The organism is Microbacterium sp. OVT16B, assembly GCF_019969705.1.
Classification (GTDB): Bacteria; Actinomycetota; Actinomycetes; order Actinomycetales; family Microbacteriaceae; genus Microbacterium; species Microbacterium natoriense.
On record NZ_JAHXZA010000001.1, the window covers coordinates 2,279,790 to 2,299,442 of the forward strand.

At 69.2% G+C, this 19,653-nt stretch carries 21 protein-coding genes; 7 read left to right on the top strand and 14 right to left on the bottom strand.

What is annotated here, in order from left to right:
• Positions 1 to 15: 15 nt before the first annotated feature.
• The 4 genes from LC438_RS10890 to LC438_RS18925 form a co-directional block, all read right to left on the bottom strand.
• On the bottom strand, positions 16 to 510 hold the full coding sequence (locus tag LC438_RS10890) for a GNAT family N-acetyltransferase (protein ID WP_105676586.1): 495 nt from the start codon (positions 508 to 510) through the stop codon (positions 16 to 18).
• Between the two features lie 64 nt (positions 511 to 574).
• Positions 575 to 2,251 carry a ribonuclease J gene (locus LC438_RS10895; RefSeq protein WP_105676588.1) on the bottom strand — a complete coding sequence of 559 codons (1,677 nt, stop codon included), beginning with the start codon at positions 2,249 to 2,251 and terminating at the stop codon, positions 575 to 577.
• A 53-nt stretch (positions 2,252 to 2,304) separates the two neighbouring features.
• Positions 2,305 to 3,282, bottom strand: a complete 978-nt coding sequence (dapA, locus tag LC438_RS10900; RefSeq protein ID WP_223586573.1) for a 4-hydroxy-tetrahydrodipicolinate synthase — start codon at positions 3,280 to 3,282, stop codon at positions 2,305 to 2,307.
• Between the two features lie 28 nt (positions 3,283 to 3,310).
• Complete coding sequence (locus LC438_RS18925; RefSeq protein WP_374197876.1) at positions 3,311 to 3,727, bottom strand: EF-Tu/IF-2/RF-3 family GTPase; 417 nt, start codon at positions 3,725 to 3,727, stop codon at positions 3,311 to 3,313.
• 39 nt (positions 3,728 to 3,766) lie between these two features.
• Between LC438_RS18925 and LC438_RS10910 the strand changes: the two genes are divergently transcribed.
• Positions 3,767 to 4,309 carry an NUDIX hydrolase gene (locus tag LC438_RS10910; RefSeq protein ID WP_223586574.1) on the top strand — a complete coding sequence of 181 codons (543 nt, stop codon included), beginning with the start codon at positions 3,767 to 3,769 and terminating at the stop codon, positions 4,307 to 4,309.
• Positions 4,310 to 4,318: 9 nt separating this feature from the next.
• Here LC438_RS10910 and LC438_RS10915 read toward each other — a convergent pair whose 3' ends face one another.
• From LC438_RS10915 to LC438_RS10925, 3 genes are read right to left on the bottom strand one after another with little or no spacing between them, the layout of a single operon-like run.
• Entirely contained in the window at positions 4,319 to 5,080 is a 762-nt protein-coding gene (locus tag LC438_RS10915) for an SDR family oxidoreductase (RefSeq protein ID WP_223586575.1), read from the bottom strand.
• Between the two features lies 1 nt (position 5,081).
• Positions 5,082 to 5,558: a dihydrofolate reductase gene (locus tag LC438_RS10920; protein ID WP_223586576.1), complete on the bottom strand. Its 477-nt coding sequence runs from the start codon at positions 5,556 to 5,558 to the stop codon at positions 5,082 to 5,084.
• Positions 5,555 to 6,364 (bottom strand): thymidylate synthase, encoded by an 810-nt coding sequence (locus LC438_RS10925; RefSeq protein ID WP_223586577.1) that lies wholly within the window; start codon positions 6,362 to 6,364, stop codon positions 5,555 to 5,557. The genes LC438_RS10920 and LC438_RS10925 overlap by 4 nt, the downstream gene beginning before the upstream one ends.
• A gap of 95 nt (positions 6,365 to 6,459) precedes the next feature.
• Here LC438_RS10925 and LC438_RS10930 point away from each other — a divergent pair, with 95 nt between their 5' ends.
• The 3 genes from LC438_RS10930 (at position 6,460) to LC438_RS10940 (ending at position 7,982) form a co-directional block, all read left to right on the top strand.
• Positions 6,460 to 6,870 carry a thioredoxin family protein gene (locus tag LC438_RS10930; RefSeq protein WP_223586578.1) on the top strand — a complete coding sequence of 137 codons (411 nt, stop codon included), beginning with the start codon at positions 6,460 to 6,462 and terminating at the stop codon, positions 6,868 to 6,870.
• Positions 6,871 to 6,890: 20 nt separating this feature from the next.
• Positions 6,891 to 7,469, top strand: a complete 579-nt coding sequence (locus LC438_RS10935) for a DUF4395 domain-containing protein (RefSeq protein ID WP_223586579.1) — start codon at positions 6,891 to 6,893, stop codon at positions 7,467 to 7,469.
• A gap of 87 nt (positions 7,470 to 7,556) precedes the next feature.
• Complete coding sequence (locus LC438_RS10940) at positions 7,557 to 7,982, top strand: OsmC family protein (RefSeq protein ID WP_105676601.1); 426 nt, start codon at positions 7,557 to 7,559, stop codon at positions 7,980 to 7,982.
• On the opposite strand, the gene LC438_RS10945 is transcribed toward LC438_RS10940, so the two are convergent.
• The 5 genes from LC438_RS10945 to LC438_RS10965 form a co-directional block, all read right to left on the bottom strand.
• Positions 7,983 to 8,420 carry a hypothetical protein gene (locus tag LC438_RS10945; protein ID WP_181155963.1) on the bottom strand — a complete coding sequence of 146 codons (438 nt, stop codon included), beginning with the start codon at positions 8,418 to 8,420 and terminating at the stop codon, positions 7,983 to 7,985.
• On the bottom strand, positions 8,417 to 9,157 hold the full coding sequence (gene dapB, locus LC438_RS10950; protein WP_223586580.1) for a 4-hydroxy-tetrahydrodipicolinate reductase: 741 nt from the start codon (positions 9,155 to 9,157) through the stop codon (positions 8,417 to 8,419). The genes LC438_RS10945 and dapB overlap by 4 nt, the downstream gene beginning before the upstream one ends.
• Positions 9,158 to 9,228: 71 nt before the next feature.
• The gene (locus tag LC438_RS10955) at positions 9,229 to 9,831 is read right to left on the bottom strand and encodes a histidine phosphatase family protein (RefSeq protein WP_105676605.1); all 603 of its coding nucleotides are present in this window, start codon (positions 9,829 to 9,831) and stop codon (positions 9,229 to 9,231) included.
• Positions 9,832 to 9,910: 79 nt separating this feature from the next.
• Positions 9,911 to 10,939 carry an aldo/keto reductase gene (locus tag LC438_RS10960; protein WP_223586581.1) on the bottom strand — a complete coding sequence of 343 codons (1,029 nt, stop codon included), beginning with the start codon at positions 10,937 to 10,939 and terminating at the stop codon, positions 9,911 to 9,913.
• A 216-nt stretch (positions 10,940 to 11,155) separates the two neighbouring features.
• Positions 11,156 to 13,432, bottom strand: coding sequence for a polyribonucleotide nucleotidyltransferase (locus tag LC438_RS10965; protein ID WP_105676606.1), 2,277 nt, complete (start codon positions 13,430 to 13,432; stop codon positions 11,156 to 11,158).
• Positions 13,433 to 13,793: 361 nt separating this feature from the next.
• Here LC438_RS10965 and LC438_RS10970 point away from each other — a divergent pair, with 361 nt between their 5' ends.
• Positions 13,794 to 15,104 (top strand): UDP-glucose/GDP-mannose dehydrogenase family protein, encoded by a 1,311-nt coding sequence (locus LC438_RS10970; RefSeq protein WP_223586582.1) that lies wholly within the window; start codon positions 13,794 to 13,796, stop codon positions 15,102 to 15,104.
• Positions 15,105 to 15,147: 43 nt separating this feature from the next.
• On the opposite strand, the gene LC438_RS10975 is transcribed toward LC438_RS10970, so the two are convergent.
• A complete protein-coding gene (locus LC438_RS10975) occupies positions 15,148 to 17,073 on the bottom strand; it encodes a GDSL-type esterase/lipase family protein (RefSeq protein ID WP_223586583.1) in 1,926 nt (641 codons plus the stop codon).
• A gap of 154 nt (positions 17,074 to 17,227) precedes the next feature.
• Between LC438_RS10975 and LC438_RS10980 the strand changes: the two genes are divergently transcribed.
• Together LC438_RS10980 and LC438_RS10985 are read left to right on the top strand one after the other, a co-directional pair.
• Positions 17,228 to 17,800: a DedA family protein gene (locus tag LC438_RS10980; protein ID WP_223586584.1), complete on the top strand. Its 573-nt coding sequence runs from the start codon at positions 17,228 to 17,230 to the stop codon at positions 17,798 to 17,800.
• A gap of 38 nt (positions 17,801 to 17,838) precedes the next feature.
• A complete protein-coding gene (locus tag LC438_RS10985; protein WP_181155964.1) occupies positions 17,839 to 18,015 on the top strand; it encodes a DUF5302 domain-containing protein in 177 nt (58 codons plus the stop codon).
• A 54-nt stretch (positions 18,016 to 18,069) separates the two neighbouring features.
• On the opposite strand, the gene LC438_RS10990 is transcribed toward LC438_RS10985, so the two are convergent.
• Positions 18,070 to 19,509, bottom strand: a complete 1,440-nt coding sequence (locus tag LC438_RS10990; protein WP_105676609.1) for a cation:dicarboxylate symporter family transporter — start codon at positions 19,507 to 19,509, stop codon at positions 18,070 to 18,072.
• Between the last annotated feature and the right edge of the window lie 144 nt (positions 19,510 to 19,653).

Genomic DNA, 19,653 nt, shown 5'->3' on the forward strand with positions numbered 1-19,653 from the left:
CGGTGATCCGGGCGCTCAGGACAGGCGATGCACCATGGTGTCGCGATCGGGCAGAGCGTGCGTGACCACGAAGCCCTCCGACCGGTAGAGAGTGCGCGCGAAGTTGTCGCGCTCCACGCTCAGGCTGAGCCGCCGGTGCCCCTGCTCGCGTGCGCGACTCAGAAGCCGTCGCAGCAGGGCTCGCCCTGCGCCGTGAGCCCGCCAGATCGGCTGCACGCCGATGATCAGCTCGGGAACAGCCGTCTCGACGAAACCGAGACCCGGATCGCTCGGCGGCAGCATCCGGTACCAGGCCGCCCCGATCGGTCGATCATCGGAGTCGACCGCGACGAAACCGGCATCCGCGGGCCTCATCCACCCGGCGATGTACCGGCGATGCTCGACGGAGGTGAGGATCTCATGCCGAGCACGAGGTGATCGCCCCCGCCAGTTCGCGGCTTCGACGACCATGTCGCCGAGGAAGCTGCCGTCGCTCTGGACGGCGGCGCGGATCGTGAAGTCCTCTGGCATGACCAGAGCCTAGGCCGGTCCCGTTACAGCCGGATGACGCGCTCCTGTGAGTCGGAGCCCGCCCTCACGCCTCGATGACGAGAGGGACGATCATCGGACGACGACGCAGCTTCTGGTTGACCCAGCGCCCGATCGTGCGTCGCACGACCTGCGACAGCGCGTGCGTGTCGCGTACGCCGTTACCCGAGGCCTCCTTCAGCGCAGCGACGATCTTCGGCACGACGTCGTCGAACACGGAGTCGTCCTCGGCAATGCCGCGCGCGTGGATCTCGGGACCCGAGATGATGCGACCGGTTCCGGCATCCACCACCACGATGACCGAGACGAAGCCCTCTTCGCCGAGGATCCGACGGTCCTTCAGGTCGGCGTCCGTGATCTCTCCGACCGTCGAGCCGTCGACGTACACGAATCCGAGGTCGAGCTGTCCGACGACCTTGGCGTCGCCGTCCTTGAGGTCGATCACCGTGCCGTTCGAGGCGATGATCGTGCGCTCCTCGGCGATCCCGGTGTCCTGCGCGAGCTTGGCGTTCGCGATCAGGTGGCGGTACTCGCCGTGCACGGGGAGCACGTTCTTCGGCTTGAGGATGTTGTAGCAGTACAGCAGCTCTCCGGCCGCGGCGTGCCCTGACACGTGCACGCGGGCGTTCGCCTTGTGCACCACGTTCGCGCCGAGCTTGGTGAGGCCGTCGATCACGCGGTACACCGCGTTCTCGTTGCCGGGGATGAGGCTGGAGGCGAGGATGACGGTGTCGCCCTCGCTGACCTCGATCGCGTGGTCCATGTTGGCCATGCGGCTGAGCACGGCCATCGGCTCGCCCTGAGAACCGGTCGACATGTACACGATCTGCTCGTCGGGAAGGTCGCGCGCCTTCTTGAAGTCGATCAGCACGTTGTCGGGCACCTTGAGGTAGCCCAGCTGCTCGGCGATGGTCATGTTGCGCACCATCGAGCGTCCGAGGAACGCGACACGGCGCCCGTGCGCGTGCGCGGCGTCGATGACCTGCTGCACGCGGTGCACGTGGCTGGAGAAGCTCGCGACGATCACTCGACGAGGAGCCTTGCCGATCACCTGATCGAGCACGGGGCCGATCGACCGCTCGGTCGGAGTGAACCCCGGCACGTCGGCGTTCGTCGAGTCCACGAGGAAGAGGTCGACGCCCTCTTCACCCAGGCGCGAGAACGCACGGAGATCCGTGATGCGTCCGTCGAGCGGGAGCTGGTCCATCTTGAAGTCGCCGGTGGCGAGCACCATGCCCGCGGGCGTGCGGATCACGACGGCGAGTGCATCGGGGATCGAGTGGTTCACCGCGACGAACTCGAGGTCGAAGGGGCCGACCTTCTCCTGCTGCCCCTCCTTCACCGTCAGGGTGAATGCCTTGATCCGGTGCTCCTTGAGCTTCGCCTCGACGAGGGCGAGGGTCAGCCCCGAGCCGATCAGCGGGATGTCGCTCTTCATGCGCAGCAGATAGGGGACGGCGCCGATGTGGTCCTCGTGGCCGTGCGTCAGCACGACGCCGACGATGTCATCGAGGCGGTGCCTGATCGGCTCGAAGTCGGGAAGGATCAGGTCGACGCCTGGCTGGTGCTCCTCGGGGAAGAGCACACCGCAGTCGACGATGAGGATCTTGCCGTCGAACTCGAAGATGGTCATGTTGCGACCGATCTCGCCGAGACCGCCGAGCGGCGTGACGCGCAGGGTCCCCTCGTCGAGTGCGGCAGGATCTGCGATGGGGATGGACATGCTGTCTCCTCAGTCGGACACTGTGCGCGTCCGTTCGTTCATGGCGACGCGGGTCAGCGCGTCGTGCCGTGCACCTTGGGCAGGGCGCCGCCCGCAGCCGCGTTGCGGTCGGGGCGGAAGTTCGAGAAGTCTGCGCCCGGCACGTCCGTGACGAGAGCGAGCTCGTCCTCGATGAGGGCGGCCTCCCACTCCTCCGGACCGACCAGGGGCAGACGGACGCGCGGGCTCGAGATGCGGCCGAGTCCGTGCAGGATGTACTTCGCCGCCACTGTGCCGGGCACATGCGTCATCGCGGCGCGCACGAGCGGCTCGAGGCGCTTGTGCTCTGCGGTCGCCGTGGCGAGGTCGCCGCGGTTCACCGCGTCGACGATGGTGCGGTACGGGGTGGAGGTGATGTTCGCGGTGACGCCGATGAGGCCCGTCGCGCCGATCGCGAGGTGCGGGAGCACGTTCGCGTCATCGCCCGAGAAGTACATCAGGTCGGTCTGGTTGAGCACCCTGCTGACCTCGGAGAAGTCGCCCTTGGCGTCTTTCACGGCGAGGATGTTGGGGTGCTTCGCGAGGCGCAGGATCGTCTCGTACTTGATGGGCACGCCGGTGCGGCCGGGGATGTCGTAGAGGATCACCGGCAGGTCGGTGGCGTCGGCGACGAGCCGGAAGTGCGTGAGGATGCCCGCCTGGGTCGGCTTGTTGTAGTACGGCGTGACGATCATGATGCCGTCGGCGCCGGCCTTCTCGCTGGCCTTGTACAGCTCGATCGCGTGCGCGGTCTCGTTGGACCCGCCGCCGGTGATGATCTTCGCGCGTCCCGCCGACACGGACTTGCCGACCTCGACGAGCTTGAGCTTCTCAGGGTCGGTCAGAGTGGAGGTCTCGCCGGTCGTTCCCGTCACGACGATGCCGTCAGCACCCGCGGTGATGACGTCATCCATGTGCTTCTCGACGGCGGGCCAGTCGACTTCGCCGTCGGCCGTCATCGGAGTGACGAGCGCGACGAGAACCTGTCCGAAGGGGTTGCCCGAGTGCGTCATGCCTCCAGCGTATCGGTTCGGATGCCGCTCACGCTGACGAACGAGCCCGGATGACGTCGCCTCGGGCGATGTCGAGCTTCCCTCGGAGCAGGAGCCCTGCCATCGTCCCGACGGTCGCCTCGTTCGCCTTCTTGCGGAACATCTCGATGCCGGTGATCTCCGAGACCGCGACCTCGGACGCGCCGCGGTGCACGGTCACCGCGTCACCGACATGTAGCACGCCTGACGAGACCGTGCCGGTGGCGACCTGTCCGCGGCCGGTGATGGTGAAGACGTCCTCCACCGCGAACTCCGCCACAGATCCCGCTGCGGAGAACGACGGCCGTGCGGCATCCGCTGACGTGCCGTTCGCCAGCCCGGCCAGACGGGCGGCCTCCGCGTCGTTGTACCGCCGCAGCATCTCGTTCGCGTCCTGGGGATCGCGCTTCCTCCCGAACCAGCCCATGAGTCGATCCTAGGCAGACCGGGCGCCTAGGCTCGTCCCATGGTCTGGGAGACGCACGAATCGACGACGGTCTACGCGAACAGCTGGATCTCGGTCAGGGAGGACCGGGTCACGGGTCCTGCGGGCGACGGCATCTACGGCGTGGTGACGATGAGGAATCCCGCCGTGTTCGTGGTGGCCGTCGACGACGAGGACCGCATCTGCCTGGTCACGCTCGACCGGTACACCACCGGAACATCGATCGAGGTCCCCGCGGGCGGCAGCGACGGCGAGGATCCGCTGGTCGCCGCACGCCGGGAGCTCCTCGAGGAGACGGGGCTCGAGGCGTCGGAGTGGACCGCGATCGGCACCATGAACGCCCTGAACGGCATCGCGGATGCGCCGGAGCACGTGTTCCTCGCCCGTGGCCTCCGGCGTGCGGCCGATGACCCGATGCACAGTCAGGCCGAGGAGGGCATCGCAGCCGTCACGCGGGTTCCGTTCACGGAGGTGCTGTCGATGATCGCGGACGGACGCATCACCGATGGCGAGACGGTCGCCGCGATCGCGTACGCCGGGATCCGCCTCGGACGCTTCCGCTGATCCCCGTCCTCAGACCCGTCCTCGGCGCGCGACACCCGAGGTGAGCCCACGCGGGAGGATGCGCGTCAGAGCGACGACGGCCTTGTAGCGCAGGGACGGGATCGAGACCGCCCTGCCGCGCGCCGCGTCGCGCAGACCCGCGCGCACGACATCGGGAGCCTGCAGCCACAGGATGCTCGGCACGCCCTCGTGCCCCTGTTCGAGTCCCATGCGCTCGTGGAAGGTCGTGTGCACGAATCCCGGGCACAGGGCCGTCACGGTCACTCCGTCGCGTGCGTACTCCGCGTTCGCCCAGCGGCTGAAGCCGATCAGCCAGCTCTTGCACGCCGAGTAGGTGGAACGGGAGATGAAGCCGGCGACCGAGGCGACGTTGATGATCCTGCCGCCGCGACCGCGCATCGTCTGCAGGGCGGCGTGCATGAGGCGCATGGAGGCCTCGACGTGCACACGGAGATGGCGCACCTCGTCGGCGATGTCGTTGTCGGCGAACTGCAGCGGAAGGCCGAAGCCGGCGTTGTTGACGAGCAGATCGACGGGGTCCGCAGTGTCGACAAGCCGGGCGGCCACCCGCTCGACGTCCCCCTCGACGGCGAGGTCAGCGGGGAGCACCTCGACGGCGACGCCGTGCGCTCCTCGCAGCTCGGTCGCGAACTCCTCGAGGGCGTCGACGGAACGCGCGACCAGGATCAGGTCGGCACGACGACGGGCCAGCTGGCGGGCGAACTCGGCGCCAAGGCCGGCGCTGGCTCCGGTGATCAGTGCGGTGGGCATCTCAGCGCTCGTATCCGAGGAAGCGGTAGCGGATGCCGGTGCGGGAGGTCTGCCACTCCCCCTCGTCGACGAGACGCCACCCCGCCTTCGACGGAGCGTAGGCGTCGCCCGCGACGTCGACGTCGAGTTCCGTCACCTCGAGACGGTCGGCATCCGCCGACACCTGGCGGAAGATCTCGGCGCCGCCGATGACCCATACCCGCTCCTGGCCGCGGACCGCCTCGGCGACGGTGGCTGCTCGCCGCGCACCCTCCCCCGCCCAGTCCTGCTGTCGCGTGATGACGATGTTCTCGCGCCCGGGAAGCGGACGGAACCGCTCCGGCAGCGAATCCCAGGTCTTGCGGCCCATCACGACGGGCGCGCCGAGCGTCACGTCCTTGAAGTGCGCGAGGTCCTCGGGAACATGCCACGGCATCCCCCCCTCGGCGCCGATGACGCCTCCGTGCGCCTCCGCCCAGATCAGGCCCACCCACGTCATACGGCCACCGCCGCGCGGATCGGAGCGTGGTGCTGGTAGTCCTCGACGACGAAGTCCTCGTATCGGTAATCGAGGATCGACTCGGGCGTCCGCGCGAAGCGGAGCGTCGGATAGGGATACGCCTCGCGCGAGAGCTGCTCGCGCACCTGCTCGACGTGGTTGTCGTAGATGTGGCAGTCGCCACCGGTCCAGACGAAGTCGCCGGGCTCGAGGCCGACCTGCTGCGCGACCATCAGCGTGAGGAGCGCGTAGGAGGCGATGTTGAACGGGACTCCGAGGAAGAGATCGGCGCTGCGCTGATACAGCTGGCACGACAGCTTGCCGTCGGCGACGTAGAACTGGAACAGGGCGTGGCATGGAGCCAGCGCCATGTCGGGGATGTCGGCGGGGTTCCAGGCCGACACGATGAGCCGACGCGAGTCAGGGGTGGCCCTGATCTGCTCGATCACCTCGGACAGCTGGTCGATGCTCTCGCCGTCCGGCGTCGGCCACGAGCGCCACTGCACTCCATAGACAGGACCGAGGTCGCCCTCGGCATCCGCCCATTCGTCCCAGATGGTGACGCCGTTCTCCTGCAGCCATCGCACGTTCGAGTCGCCGCGCAGGAACCAGAGCAGTTCGTAGGCGATGGACTTGAAGTGCACGCGCTTCGTGGTGATGAGCGGGAAGCCCTTCGCGAGGTCGAAGCGGATCTGCCGTCCGAACACGCTCGTCGTGCCGGTTCCGGTGCGATCCGACTTGTGCGTGCCGGTCTCCAGCACGTCGCGGAGCAGGTCTTCGTACGGCGTCAGGACGGCTTCGCTCATGACAGCCAGACTACCGTCCCCACGCGGAACGAGCTCGGGCGTCTTACTCCGAAACATCGACCCTGTCGGGGGCGGGACGGACGTACGCTCTTCGCATGTCGCCACTGCTCGCCCTCGCGATCGCGGGAGTCCTCCTCGTGGTCGCCGTGCTCGTCGGAGTGGTCCTGCGCGTGCTCGACGGGCGCCGGAGAGGGGGCGGACATCTGCGATTCGACCCCGCGGATGCCGCCGCAGAGCTGGGCGCCAAGGCCACGCTCGTGCAGTTCAGCACGGAGATGTGCGCGCGGTGCCCGCAGGTCAGGCGGATGCTCAGCACGATCGCCACGCAGGACGACGGGCTCGCTCACATCGAGGTCGACCTGACCCATCGCCCCGACCTGTCCACCCGCTACCGGGTGCTGCAGACGCCGACGACGTTCCTCGTCGACGGCTCGGGAGCCGTCCGCGCACGATTCAACGGCGTACCGCACCGGCACGCCCTCACCGAAGCCCTCGCCGCCGTCTGAGGCGCAGTCTGGAGTCCCCCATGTCCACTCCCGCCGGCATCGACCCCCGCGGCCCCCGCTTCGCCGCGACGATCACGACCGTGCTGCTGCTCGCGGCCACGTTCCTCGGACTCATCGGGATATCCACCGCCCGGGCGACCACCGCGACCTTCGGCTGGTTCGCCTATCAGCCGCTGGCGGACGCGACGTTCCCCTCGGACGGGTGGGCGCTCTCATCCGCGTCTCTCGTGCAGCGTGCTCTCGACCCCGCGTTCCTGCTCACGCTCGTGATCGCCCTCCTCTTCCTGTGGAGCGTCGTGTCGCCGTCGACCGCCCCCTGGGGCGTTCTCTTCCGCAGGGCCGTGCGCCCTCGCCTCGCTCCCCCGACCGAGCTCGAAGACCCGCGCCCTCCGCGATTCGCTCAGGGAGTGGGTCTCTTCGTGGTCACGATCGGACTCGTGCTCCACCTGCTCGGCGTGCCGTGGGCCCTCCCCATCGCGACGGCCGCCGCCTTCGTCGCCGCCTTCCTGAACGCCGCGTTCGGACTCTGCCTGGGCTGCCAGCTCTACCTGCTGCTCCAGCGCGCAGGACTCGTCGGCAGGGCCGCCTCCCCCGCCTGAGCGCGCTGTTCCGCAGGGTCGCCCCGGTAGGTAGGCTGGCCGGGACGCGACGCTGCCGCTCGGGCAGTGCGAGAACCGGAGGTCACCATGCCCGTCACCAGCGAAGCCACCAGCACCTGGACCGGATCGCTCATGGAAGGCTCGGGCACCGTCGCGTTCTCGTCGTCGAACCTGGGCACCTTCCCGATCGACTGGAAGGCCCGCAGCGAAGGCAGCGACACCACCACCACGCCGGAGGAGCTCATCGCGGCCGCCCATGCGTCCTGCTTCAGCATGGCGCTCTCGCACGCCCTCGCCGAGAACGGCACCCCGCCGGAGCGCGTGAACACGAGCGCATCGGTCACCTTCAAGCCCGGCACCGGCATCACCGGCAGCCACCTCAACGTGAACGCCTCCGTGCCGGGGCTCACCCCCGAGCAGTTCCAGGAGATCGCCGAGGGCGCCAAGGTCGGCTGCCCCGTCTCTCAGGCGCTCGCGGGCATCGAGATCACCCTCGAGGCGACGCTCGCCTGATCAGGCGCGTTCGAGGCGGATCGCCTCGCGGATGCTGGCCCGGGCGTCCTTGCGGCGCCCGGCGGCATCCTGCACCACACCGAGCCGATAGCGTGCACGCCAGTCGTCCGGCGCCTCCTCGGCGGCCGCGGTGTACTTCGCGATCATCGGCTCCACGTCCTCGCGGGGCAGACGTCCGCTCGCGCTGACCTCGCCCTCCGCCTCCGGCATCCCGCCCTCGGCGTCGAGCGCACGACCCAGCCGATCAGCGGCGAACCCGAAGCGCGTCTCGCGATAGAGCGCCCATGCGCCGATCAGCGGCATCACCAGGAGCGCAACGCCGATCGCGATGGCGATGGGCTCGCCCGTCGTCAGCATGACGATGGCGCGCTGCCCCACGACGACGAGATACAGCGCCAGGCAGGCGCCCATCACGGCGACGCCGATGCGCGACATCATGATCGGATGCCGATGTCGATCATGTTCTCCAGCCCCACGACCACGCCGGTCGCGGTCAACGCATGCGGCACGGCCAGGCGGATGCCGGGGGCGTAGGCGAGAGCGGAGTCGACGGTGTCGTGCGTGAACGTCAGCGACTCCCCCGGTCCGGAGAGGATGACCTCCTGCTTCGCGATGACCCCGGGGCGCCGCAGCGAGTGGATCGGCACACTGCCGACCTGCTGGCCCCGGGCGCGCTGGTCGGCGTGCGGGGCGCTCACCGGCCCCTGCTCCGCACGCGCAGCGGCGATCAGCTCCGCCGTGCGCACGGCGGTGCCACTGGGGGAATCGATCTTCGAGGCGTGGTGAGCCTCGATGATCTCGGCAGAGCCGAAGAACGGGGCGGCCGCCGCGGCGAGAGCCGAGCCCAGCACCGACCCCAGCGAGAAGTTCGGGATGAACACGGTGCCCGTCCCCGCGGCCTCGACGAGCGGACGGACGAGAGCGATGCGCTCCGCCGACCAGCCGGAGGTGGCGACGAGCACGTTGATGCCGCGTTCGACCGCTGCGCGCACGACGTCGATGCTGATCTGGGGCGTCGTCGCGTCGATGACGAGATCGACGCCGTCCATCTCCGAGAGGTCGCTCGACGACGTCAGCACGCGGCTCACCTCGATCCCGTCGAGCTCGTCGATCACCGCGTGGATGATCTTCCCGAGCTTTCCGGTTCCGCCGACGAGTGCAACGTGCTGGGTCATGGGTCCAGTCTATTTCGGGTGGAGCAGCGCCCGGTCCGCAGCGGAATCCGCCCGCAGTTCGCGTCTCCTGCTCAGACGGGCATGCCGTCGGGGATGCCCGTGCGGAGCTCCACCGGGAGGTGCCCGGTGTCGTTGTGCGTGAGGAGCGTCCAGGGACGCCCCTGCTTCTGAGCGATCACGGTGAGCCCGCAGTGGGCCTGGTTGAGGGTCATCCAGCGCCACTCGGGCGCGCCCAGCACCTCCCGGACGAACCAGGAGATCACGAAGTTGTGCGTGATGAGCACCTCGTGCACGTCACCGGTCTTGCGCACGAGGAACTCGTTGACCGCGTCTGCCATCTGCGCACCGCCCGCCTCGATCTCCGCCTCGGTGACCGAGCCGAAGAAGGGCTCGAACGCCGCAGGCGTCTCCTCCGTCATGCCGGTGGGTACGCAGTCGAAGAGCAGCGCCGTCGGCTCGGGGTCGACGGACGGGAGGCGCTCGGCGACCGCACGCGCCGTCTCGTTCGCCCGCAGCAGCGGCGAATGCCACACCGCGTCGAGAGGGAGCCCGGAGAGGCGGTCGGCGATCAGCTCCGCCTGACGCTGCCCCCTGGGCGAGAGGGGTCCGTCGGCGAGGCCGTGCTCGGCATCCTGATGTTCACCGTGTCTGACCAGATATATGTAGTGCGTCACAACTCGCTCGCTTCATCGCCAGCATCTGCCGGGCTTCACTCCACCATATGCCAGGTATGTGACGGTCGCGTGACGACGCTCAGTTGCCCGCTCGAGTGAGGTCGGCGACCTGCGCGCGGGACAGCGTGACCCCTGCGCCCTGCATGAGCTCGTCGACGTGATCGGTCGCGAAGGTGTTCACGATCGGCGCCGCGATGGTGCGCTGAGCGAGCAGCCAGGCGATCGAGACGGCGGCGACGGGCACCGACAGCTCGGTCGCGACCTGGTCGAGCGCCCGCAGGATCTTGATGCCCCGACGGTTGAGGTGGCTCCTCAGCTGCTCGCCCCGAACCCCCTGGGATGCGAGCGCCTTGCTGCGGTGGCGACCGGACAGGAAGCCGTGCTCCAGCGCGTGCGACGGCGTGACCGCCAGGTTCTGCGCGCCGGCGACCAGACGCAGGTCGCCCTCGAACGGCTGACGGCGGACGAGGTTGTACGGCGCATCGATGACCTCGATGCGCGGATAGCCCGCGGAGGCGAGGATGCGCGCTTCGACGAGGCGCTCCGGCGAGAAGCCGAAGGCGCCGACCGAACCGATCTTCCCGGCCTCGACGAGCCACTCCACCGTGGCGAGCGTGTCTTCGAGGTTGGTCGTGACGTCGAGCGTGGCGTCGAGGTACAGCACGTCGATGCGCTCGACGCCGAGTCGCGTGAGCGAACCCTCCACGGCGCGCACCAGGTTCACCGAACCGAGGCCGGGGTTGTCGGCGTGAGCGCCGATGCGGACGCTCAGCAGGGTGCGGTCGCGGAGCCCGCGAGAACGCAGCCACTGGCCGATGATGTGCTCGCTGCGACCGCCGGAGAACCCGTCGGCGGTGTGGATCGCGTTGCCGCCGAACTCGATGTAGCGGTCGAGGATGCCGTGGCTGGTCTCGAGATCGACGTTCCAGCCGAACTCGGCGGCTCCGAGCATGAGGGGGAACGTCTCGAAGCCCGTCTCGCCGAGCGAGACGCGAATGTTCTCGCCGACGCCTGGGCCGACGATCGGAATGGGCGCGGACGGGTGCTCAGCGGTCTCGTGCTGTGCACGCTCGACCGGCGCCCCTGCGCCTACGCTGAACAACCGCATACTTTCACCCCCGCGTCGATCGGTGCGTTCCGACCTGCGTCACTGCTTGTGTGTGCACCCCCCGGTGCGTACTTCGAGGGTAAGCGACATCTGGGAACGGGCCGTCCATTCCGGCGAACGCCGCGGAAACTTCCCGTAACGTTTTGGTCACATCGAATACGACGGAACCCGGCCCCTCCACGGAGGAGGAGCCGGGTTCCGTGCGAGCATCGATGCTTACTCGGCGGCGGTGTCCTCCGCAGGAGCCGCGTCGGCCGCCGGAGCGTCGTCGAGGACGGGCTCGAGCGACAGCTTGCCGCGGTCGTCGATCTTCGTGATCTTCACGAGGATCTTCTGGCCGACGGACAGGACGTCCTCGACGTTCTCGACGCGCTTGCCACCGGCGAGCTTGCGCACCTCGGTGACGTGCAGCAGGCCATCCTTGCCCGGGAGCAGCGAGATGAAGGCGCCGAAGGTGGCGATCTTCACGACGGTTCCGAGGAACTGCTCGCCGACCTCGGGGTTGGTCGGGTTGGCGATCGCGTTGACCTGGGCGCGGGCGGCCTCGGCCGAGGGGCCGTCGGTCGCGCCGATGTAGACGGTGCCGTCCTCCTCGATGGAGATCTGAGCGCCGGTCTCGTCCTGGATCGCATTGATCGTCTTGCCCTTCGGGCCGATCAGCTCGCCGATCTTGTCGACCGGGATCTGGACGCTGATGACGCGAGGCGCGGTCGGCGCCATCTCGTCGGGAGCGTCGATCGCGGCGTTCAGGACGTTGAGGATCGTCAGACGGGCCTCGCGGGCCTGGGTCAGCGCGCCCGCGAGCACCGACGACGGGATGCCGTCGAGCTTCGTGTCGAGCTGGATCGCCGTGACGAACTCGCTCGTGCCGGCGACCTTGAAGTCCATGTCGCCGAGAGCATCCTCAGCACCAAGGATGTCGGTCAGCGCCGCGTAGCGGGTCTCGCCGTCGACCTCGTCGGAGACGAGGCCCATCGCGATGCCGGCGACGGGGGCGCGCAGCGGCACACCCGCGTTCAGCAGCGACAGGGTGGACGCGCAGACGGAGCCCATCGAGGTCGAGCCGTTGGAGCTGAGCGCCTCGGAGACCTGACGGATCGCGTAGGGGAACTCCTCGCGGCTCGGCAGCACCGGCACGAGTGCGCGCTCGGCGAGGAAGCCGTGCCCGATCTCGCGACGCTTCGGCGACCCCACGCGGCCGGTCTCACCGGTCGAGTAGGGCGGGAAGTTGTAGTGGTGCATGTAGCGCTTGCTCGTCGTCGGGGACAGCGAGTCGATCTGCTGCTCCATCTTGAGCATGTTCAGCGTGGTGACGCCCAGGATCTGGGTCTCACCGCGCTGGAAGATCGCGGAGCCGTGGACGCGCGGGATGACCTGCACCTCGGCGTCGAGCGGACGGATGTCCGCCAGGCCGCGACCGTCGATGCGGACGCTCTCGGTCAGGATGCGACCGCGGACGATCTTCTTCGTGACCGACTTGTAGGCGGCGGAGAACTCGCCCAGTGCCGACTCGGGCAGCGTGCCCGCCTCGACCGCTGCGGTGAGCTCGGCCTTGACGCGGTCCTTGATCGCGTCGTCGGCGTTCTGGCGCTCGACCTTGTCGGCGATCTGGTACACGTCGGTGAGTTCGGCGAACGCGCGCTCGGAGACGAAGTCGAGGACCTCGTCGGCGTACGGCGGGAAGACCGGGTACACGCCCGGCTCCTTCGACGCCGTGGCGGCGAGCTCGGCCTGAGCCTTGACGAGCTGGGCGATGAACGGCTTCGAGGCCTCGAGGCCCTGGGCCACGATCTCCTCGTTCGGCTTGGTGGCGCCGGCCTTGATGAGGTTCCAGCTGCCCTCGGTGGCCTCAGCCTCGACCATCATGATGGCGACGTCTTCCGTGCCATCGGACTTGGTGACGACACGACCGGCGACGATCAGATCGAACACGGCCTCGGACACCTGCTCGGCGGTCGGGAACGCGACCCACTGGTCGGCGTGCTCGCCGTGACCCGGGATGAACGCGAGGCGCACACCGGCGACGGGGCCGGAGAACGGCAGACCCGAGATCTGGGTCGACGCGGAGGCCGCGTTGATCGCCAGAGCGTCGTAGAACTCTCCGGGAGCGATCGACAGGACGGTGATGACGATCTGGACCTCGTTGCGCAGGCCGTCGACGAACGACGGACGCAGCGGGCGGTCGATCAGACGGCAGACCAGGATCGCCTCGGTGGAGGGGCGGCCCTCGCGACGGAAGAACGAGCCGGGGATCTTGCCGGCGGCGTAGGAGCGCTCCTCGACGTCGACCGTCAGCGGGAAGAAGTCGAAGCCCTCGCGCGGGTGCTTGCCTGCGCTGGTGGCCGAGAGGAGCATGGTCTCGCCGTCGAGGTACGCGGCGACTGCGCCCTGAGCCTGCTGCGCGAGGCGGCCGGTCTCGAAGCGGATGGTGCGGGTGCCGAAGCGGCCGTTGTCGAGAACGGCCTCGGTGGCGGTGATTTCAGGACCTTCCAAGAGGTCTCTCCTTCTTTGTTTAGACTCGCGAATCCGTATGACGCGCGAGCGTGTTCATGAAGGAGCGGAAGGGCAGGGTTCGGGCGCGCGGGCACTCCCGCGAATGTCGCCTGCGCTGGCCACCAGTAGAAAGCCACCCGACGATCGCCGAGGAACCCACCACAGGGGACCAGCTTCTCCGCCGATCGCTCCATGAGTCGATATGAAGTTGTGGGGTTGACACACGTCAACTCCTCCACCCTACCAGCGAGGGGCGGATTCCGACGTGGCGCCGGGGGCATCGCGGATCGGACACTCCCCGGTCATCGACCGTTCAGCCGGCGGACGCCGCGGCGTGGCCGGCATCCGCTGGTCTGTACCCATGCGCATGTCAGTGATCGGCTGCGGGTACCTCGGTGCCGTGCACGCCGCGGCGATGGCCTCGATCGGACACGACGTCATCGGCATCGACGTCGACGAGCGGAAGATCTCCTCTCTCTCCGACGGCGTCGCCCCCTTCTTCGAGCCGCAGCTGACCGAGCTGCTGCAGGAGGGACTCGCGTCAGGGCGCCTGCACTTCAGCGCGCGCATGGCGGATGCCGCAGGCTCCGCCGTGCACTTCCTCGCCGTCGGCACCCCACAGGTCGCGGGTGGGCAGGCCGCCGACCTGCGGTTCGTGGATGCCGCGGTCGACTCGCTCCTCCCGCACCTCCGACCCGGGGACGTGCTCGCCGGCAAATCCACCGTCCCCGTCGGCACCGCGACCCGCCTCGCCGCGAAGGTCGCGGAGACCGGGGCCACCGTGGTGTGGAATCCGGAGTTCCTGCGCGAGGGATGGGCCGTGCACGACACCATCTCGCCCGACCGCATCGTGGCGGGAGTGCCGGACGGCGCAGACGGGGAGAGCGCCGCCGATCTGCTCCGGGAGGTGTACCGCCCCGCCGTGGATGCCGGGACGCCGTTCCTCGTGACGGATCTCGCCACCGCCGAGCTGGTCAAGGGAGCCGCCAACGCGTTCCTCGCCACGAAGATCTCCTTCATCAACGCGATGGCGGAGATCGCGGAGGCCGCCGGCGCGGATGTGGCGCTTCTCGCCGACGCCCTCGGCCACGACACGCGGATCGGGCGACGCTACCTCGGCTCGGGCATCGGGTTCGGCGGCGGCTGCCTGCCCAAGGACATCAGGGCCTTCGCCGCACGCGCGGAGGAGCTGGGCCGCCGCGAGGCCGTGGGCTTCCTGCACGAGGTGGACGCGATCAATCTGCGGCGGCGCGAGCGCGCCGTCCGTCTCGTGGTCGATGCGCTGGGCGGGCTCGTGTTCGGCGCCCGCATCGCCGTGCTCGGAGCGGCCTTCAAGCCGTTCAGCGACGACATCCGCGATTCCCCTGCCCTCGACGTCGCCATACGGCTGCGGGGTCTCGGCGCGGACGTGATCGTCACCGACCCCGCCGCGACCGAGAACGCCGCCGCGGTGCATCCGCAGCTCTCCTACACGCGGGAGAGGGACGAGGCTCTTCGAGACGCCGATGCGGTCGTCATCGTGACCGAATGGGACGAGTACCGCCGCGATCTCACTCCTGAACACGCCGGTGCGCTGGTCTCGAAGCGCATCGTCATCGACGGTCGCAACTGCCTCGACTCGGCCGCATGGCGTGCCGCCGGGTGGACGTACCACGGCATGGGCCGCCGCTAGCGAGAAAGCCCCTGCCCCGCGAGCACGTGCCGCGGGGTACAGGTCAGCGCACCTCCACCGCGCTCTGCACCGACGAGCGTCCGAGGTACACGTAGTCGTCGTGCTTCGCCGACCTGCCGTCTCCCGCGGCGCGTCCGTGAAGCCGACGCCAGACCCAGGGCAGCGCGTGGCGGCGCCACCAGACCCCTGCACCGATCGGCTCGTGCTCGTGCAGAGCGGCGTCCAGCGTTCCGAGCGCCTCCGCGTGCGGCACGCCGAGCACCTCACCGGCGCGGTACGCGAGGAACCGGTGCCCTCTGCTGCTGAGGTGCACGAGGTCCTCCCCCCAGTTGGGCCGGTCTCGCAGCGACGGATGCAGATCGGTGTCGATGAGGATCGCGCCCGTGCGCGCGGCGACTCCGCTCAGCGCGGTCGCGAAGGCGGCGAACCGTCGCGTGTAGATCGCCGCCGCGCGGCGTCCGGGGAGGAAGGGGGTGACGAGCACCACGTCCGCGCCGCACGCTCTGAGGCGCTCCACCGCGTCCTCGACCCGTCGTGCAAGGCCAGGGACGTCGACGTTCGGCTTCACCAGGTCGTTCGCCCCGACGAGGATCGACACGAGGTCTGGGCGGAGCTGCAGCGCTCGCTCCAGCTGGGGGCCGCACACGTCCGACACCCGCTTCGAGCGGATCGCGAGGTTCGCGTAGTGCAGTCCTCCGCGGGCCGCGAGCAGCAGCGCGAGGCGATCCGCCCAGCCCCGCAGTGCGCCGTCCGGCGCCGGATCGCACAGCCCCTCGGTCAGGGAGTCGCCGAGGGCGACGTAGCGCCGCCAGCGCGTCTGCGGGGCCGGCGTCGACCGCTCCGGCCTGACCACGCGGCGAGCGCGCAGGCCGCGGTCCACTGCCCCCAGGAGCATCGCGTCGTCGAAGTGCGAAAGCAGCTGGTCGCATACGCCGGCCCAGCTGCGCCCCTGTACGGCCTCGTGCCCGGCTTCCCCGAAGGCTCTGCGCTTGCGGACGTCGCCGGCGAGATCGGCCACGCGCATCCGCAGATCGTCGAGGTCGCCGGGTCGGTAGAGCCATCCGTCGATGCCCATGCGCACGAGGTCGAGGGGGCCGCCGCGCCCCGTGGCGACGACGGGGACGCCGCTCGCGTGGGCCTCCTGAAGGGTCTGCCCGAACGTCTCGCTCTCCCCCGGGTGCACGAAGACGTCGAACGAGGCCAGCGCCGCGGCGAGCGCATCGCCGTCGAGATGGCCGAGGAACAGCGCCTCGGGAAGGAGAGCCTCCAGCCGCTGTCTGCTCGGACCGTCGCCGACGACCACCAGTCGGGTGCCGGGGATCCCGCGCAGCGCGACGAGGTCCTCGACCTGCTTCTCCGGGGCGAGCCTGCCGACGTAGCCGATCACGGTCTCCGCACCCCAGGACCCCCGCAGGGCGGGGTCGCGTCGCAGCGGCTGGAAGCGCTCGGCATCCACCCCTCTCCCCCATCGCCGTACCCTGTCGACGCCGAGCCTCGCGAGCTGATGGGCGGAATCCGCCGATGGCGCGAGCGTGAGCGTGGCCCTGCGATGCAGCCGTGCGATGTGCGTCTGCGCGATGCCGGTGGTGGCGGCGATGCGGTAGCGCTCCGTGTACGCGGCGACATCGGTCTGGTAGGCGGCGACCGAGGCGATGCCCAGACGCTCGGCCGCGAGCACTCCGCGCCACCCCAGGGCGAACGGCGAGGCCAGATGCACGACGTCCGGCTGGAACCGGCGCAGGGATGCCGCGACGCGGTGCGCCGGGGACGTGCCCACCCTGACGTTGCGATAGCCGGGCAGCGGGAGGCTGGGGATCGACTCGACGATCGCTCCGTGCACGGAGTCGGGGATGCCGACGGCATCCGGTGCGATCACGTGCGCCTCATGGCCCGTGCGCTCGAGGTGCCTCAGGATCTGCAGCACGGATCCGGTGACACCGTTCATGTGCGGAAGGAAGGACTCTGTCACGATCGCGACTCTCACACGCTCAGGATGCCGTCGTCTCGAGGGCCTCGGCGCCCGAAACAGCTCTGGGCACCAGATGTTCACCGGATGCTGGAGCGCCCGTCACCGGCTATCCCGCCGTTGGTTGCCGTTCACCTGAGCCGCGCACTCTGGAGCCGTGCCGCTCGATCTGCTCTCCACCCCGTGGGCCCTCGCCGTGATGAGCCTCCTCGTCCTGGGCGATGCCTTCTTCGTGGTGATCCCCGGGGAGATCGCCGTCACCGCGCTCGGTGCGATCTCCGCGTCGTCCGGCACCCCTCCCCTCTGGGCGGTGATCGGCTGCGCGGGCATCGCCGCCGCGGCCGGAGACGCCGCCTGCTATCTGATCGGGCGCACGGTCGGCACGGAGCGCTGGCGGTGGATGCGCGCCGCCAGGGTGCAGCAGGCTCTCGCGTGGGCTCGGCGCCGGCTCGACACGGGAACGGCCACGGTGCTCTTCACGGCGAGGTTCGTGCCCTTCGCCCGACTCGCGATCAATCTCGTGGCCGGAGCCTCGCGCATCCACCCTCCCCGCTACCTGGCCCTCGTCTTCCTCGCCGCACTGGGGTGGGCCGCCTATCAGGCCTCGGTCGGGGCGATCGTGGCCACGCTGATCCCCGGCGGCCCCGTGGCGGCGGTGCTCGTCTCGATCGTCGTCGCGGTCGGTCTCGGCGCGGCGATCGACCTGTCGACCCGCAGACTGCGGAAGTGAACAGCCGACCGGCGGGGGCGTGCCCTAGGCTGGCGGACATGAGCACCGAAGAAGGCGCGTCCTCGACCGAGGACATGAAGCGCAAGTTCAAGGAAGCGCTCGAGAAGAAGAACGCGCACCACCGGCAGGGCGAGGCCCACCTCGACGGCGACTCCGCCGTCCATGGCGCGCCCGCCCCGCAGACGCGGCGCGAGTTCCGACGCAAGAGCGGTTGACCACACGGATGCGGGAACCGGCTTCCACCGGCTCCCGCATCCCTCACAGGCCGCTCAGCCCTGGGAGGCGCGTGCTCTCGCTCTCTCCTCCTTCGCCGACATCTCGGCCACGGCGGCATCGTTGAGCTCGGTCAGATCGGCGGCCTGAGGTGCGGGAGCATCTCCGTGAGCGTCCACTCCGTCGAGCACCGACTCATCGAACGGCAGCTCGCCGCCGAGCACCTGCCGCACACGATCGCGATCGATCTGGCGGGTCCAGGTGCCGATGAGGAGCGTCGCGACCGCGTTGCCCGTGAAGTTCGTCAGCGCGCGTCCCTCCGACATGAACCGGTCGATCCCGACGATCACGCCCACGCCGTCGACGAGGTCGGGACGGTAGGCCTGCAGTCCTCCGGCGAGAGTCGCGAGGCCGGCCCCGGTGACGCCCGCGGCCCCCTTGCTCGCGATGATCATGAACACCAGGAGGCCGATCTGCTCGCCGATCGACATCGGCTGTCCCATACCCGTGGCGATGAACAGCGACGCCATCGTCAGGTAGATCGCCGTGCCGTCGAGGTTGAACGAGTAGCCGGTGGGGACGGTGATGCCGACGACCGGCTTGGAGACGCCGACGTGCTCCATCTTGGCGATGAGGCGGGGCAGCGCGGACTCCGAGGACGAGGTGCCGACGATCAGCAGGTACTCCCGAGCCAGGTACTTCATCAGGCTGAAGATGTTGACCCTCGTCACAGCCCACAGCAGAGCACCGAGGACGACGACGATGAACACGATGCATGTGATGTAGAACGCCACCATCAGCACGCCGAGGCTCCAGATCGCCGCGATCCCCGTCTTGCCGACGACGGCGGCGATGGCGCCGAACGCGCCGAGCGGGGCGAGCCACAGGATCATCCCGAGGATGCGGAACACCAGCTTCTGCAGCTGCTTGACGGCGTCCATGATGCCGGCACCGCGCTCGCCGAGCCCCTGCAGCGCGAACCCGACCAGGAGAGCGATGAACAGCACCTGGAGCACGCTCTCCCCCGTGAACGCCGCGAAGAAGGTGGGCGGGATGATGCCGAGCACGAACTCCTGAGTCGTCTTCGCCTCGGTCGAGGTGGCGTCGTAGGTCGCCCCCGCCATGTTGAGGCCCTCGCCGGGGTGGATGATGTTGCCGACGACGAGGCCGATGGCCAGGGCGAACGTCGACATCACCAGGAAGTAGGCGAGTGCGAGCCCGCCGATCTTGCCGACGGTGGCGGCCTTCGCGATCGAGCCGATGCCGATCACGATCGTGCAGAAGATGATGGGGGCGATCATCATCTTGATCAGCGAGACGAAGCCCTTGCCGATGGGCTCCAGCGCCTGTGCGAACTCCGGCCAGACGAGTCCGACCACCGCGCCGAGAACGACGGCGATGATCACCGACACATACAGCCAGGTGTGCCGGTCCCAGGCCTGCTTTCCGCGTCGCCAGTGGAATCCCGGCAGTGTGAATCCGGTCGTGATGGCCATGTGTCCTCCTCGGTCATGAACGTCGTCGTGTCATGCGTCTCCCCGCGTCGTCGCGGGGCGTGACATCACCGTCGCCGACTTCACAGACGGGCGCCATTTGTGGTCGTATTGGTCACGACCAGGCCGACGAGGACCGGAGGATGC

Excerpts from the sequence above, each read along its gene's own strand:
- LC438_RS10945 (WP_181155963.1), bottom strand. The coding sequence starts at position 8,420 with ATGATGTCGCGCATCGGCGTCGCCGTGATGGGCGCCTGCCTGGCGCTG.
- LC438_RS10925 (WP_223586577.1), bottom strand. The coding sequence starts at position 6,364 with ATGAGCGAAGCCGTCCTGACGCCGTACGAAGACCTGCTCCGCGACGTG.
- LC438_RS10895 (WP_105676588.1), bottom strand. The coding sequence starts at position 2,251 with ATGTCCATCCCCATCGCAGATCCTGCCGCACTCGACGAGGGGACCCTG.
- LC438_RS10940 (WP_105676601.1), top strand. The coding sequence starts at position 7,557 with ATGCCCGTCACCAGCGAAGCCACCAGCACCTGGACCGGATCGCTCATG.
- LC438_RS10985 (WP_181155964.1), top strand. The coding sequence starts at position 17,839 with ATGAGCACCGAAGAAGGCGCGTCCTCGACCGAGGACATGAAGCGCAAG.
- LC438_RS10890 (WP_105676586.1), bottom strand. The coding sequence starts at position 510 with ATGCCAGAGGACTTCACGATCCGCGCCGCCGTCCAGAGCGACGGCAGC.
- dapB (WP_223586580.1), bottom strand. The coding sequence starts at position 9,157 with ATGACCCAGCACGTTGCACTCGTCGGCGGAACCGGAAAGCTCGGGAAG.
- LC438_RS10915 (WP_223586575.1), bottom strand. The coding sequence starts at position 5,080 with ATGCCCACCGCACTGATCACCGGAGCCAGCGCCGGCCTTGGCGCCGAG.
- LC438_RS10970 (WP_223586582.1), top strand. The coding sequence starts at position 13,794 with ATGCGCATGTCAGTGATCGGCTGCGGGTACCTCGGTGCCGTGCACGCC.
- dapA (WP_223586573.1), bottom strand. The coding sequence starts at position 3,282 with ATGACGCACTCGGGCAACCCCTTCGGACAGGTTCTCGTCGCGCTCGTC.
- LC438_RS10960 (WP_223586581.1), bottom strand. The coding sequence starts at position 10,939 with ATGCGGTTGTTCAGCGTAGGCGCAGGGGCGCCGGTCGAGCGTGCACAG.
- LC438_RS10990 (WP_105676609.1), bottom strand. The coding sequence starts at position 19,509 with ATGGCCATCACGACCGGATTCACACTGCCGGGATTCCACTGGCGACGC.
- LC438_RS18925 (WP_374197876.1), bottom strand. The coding sequence starts at position 3,727 with ATGGGCTGGTTCGGGAGGAAGCGCGATCCCCAGGACGCGAACGAGATG.
- LC438_RS10930 (WP_223586578.1), top strand. The coding sequence starts at position 6,460 with ATGTCGCCACTGCTCGCCCTCGCGATCGCGGGAGTCCTCCTCGTGGTC.
- LC438_RS10935 (WP_223586579.1), top strand. The coding sequence starts at position 6,891 with ATGTCCACTCCCGCCGGCATCGACCCCCGCGGCCCCCGCTTCGCCGCG.
- LC438_RS10910 (WP_223586574.1), top strand. The coding sequence starts at position 3,767 with ATGGTCTGGGAGACGCACGAATCGACGACGGTCTACGCGAACAGCTGG.
- LC438_RS10920 (WP_223586576.1), bottom strand. The coding sequence starts at position 5,558 with ATGACGTGGGTGGGCCTGATCTGGGCGGAGGCGCACGGAGGCGTCATC.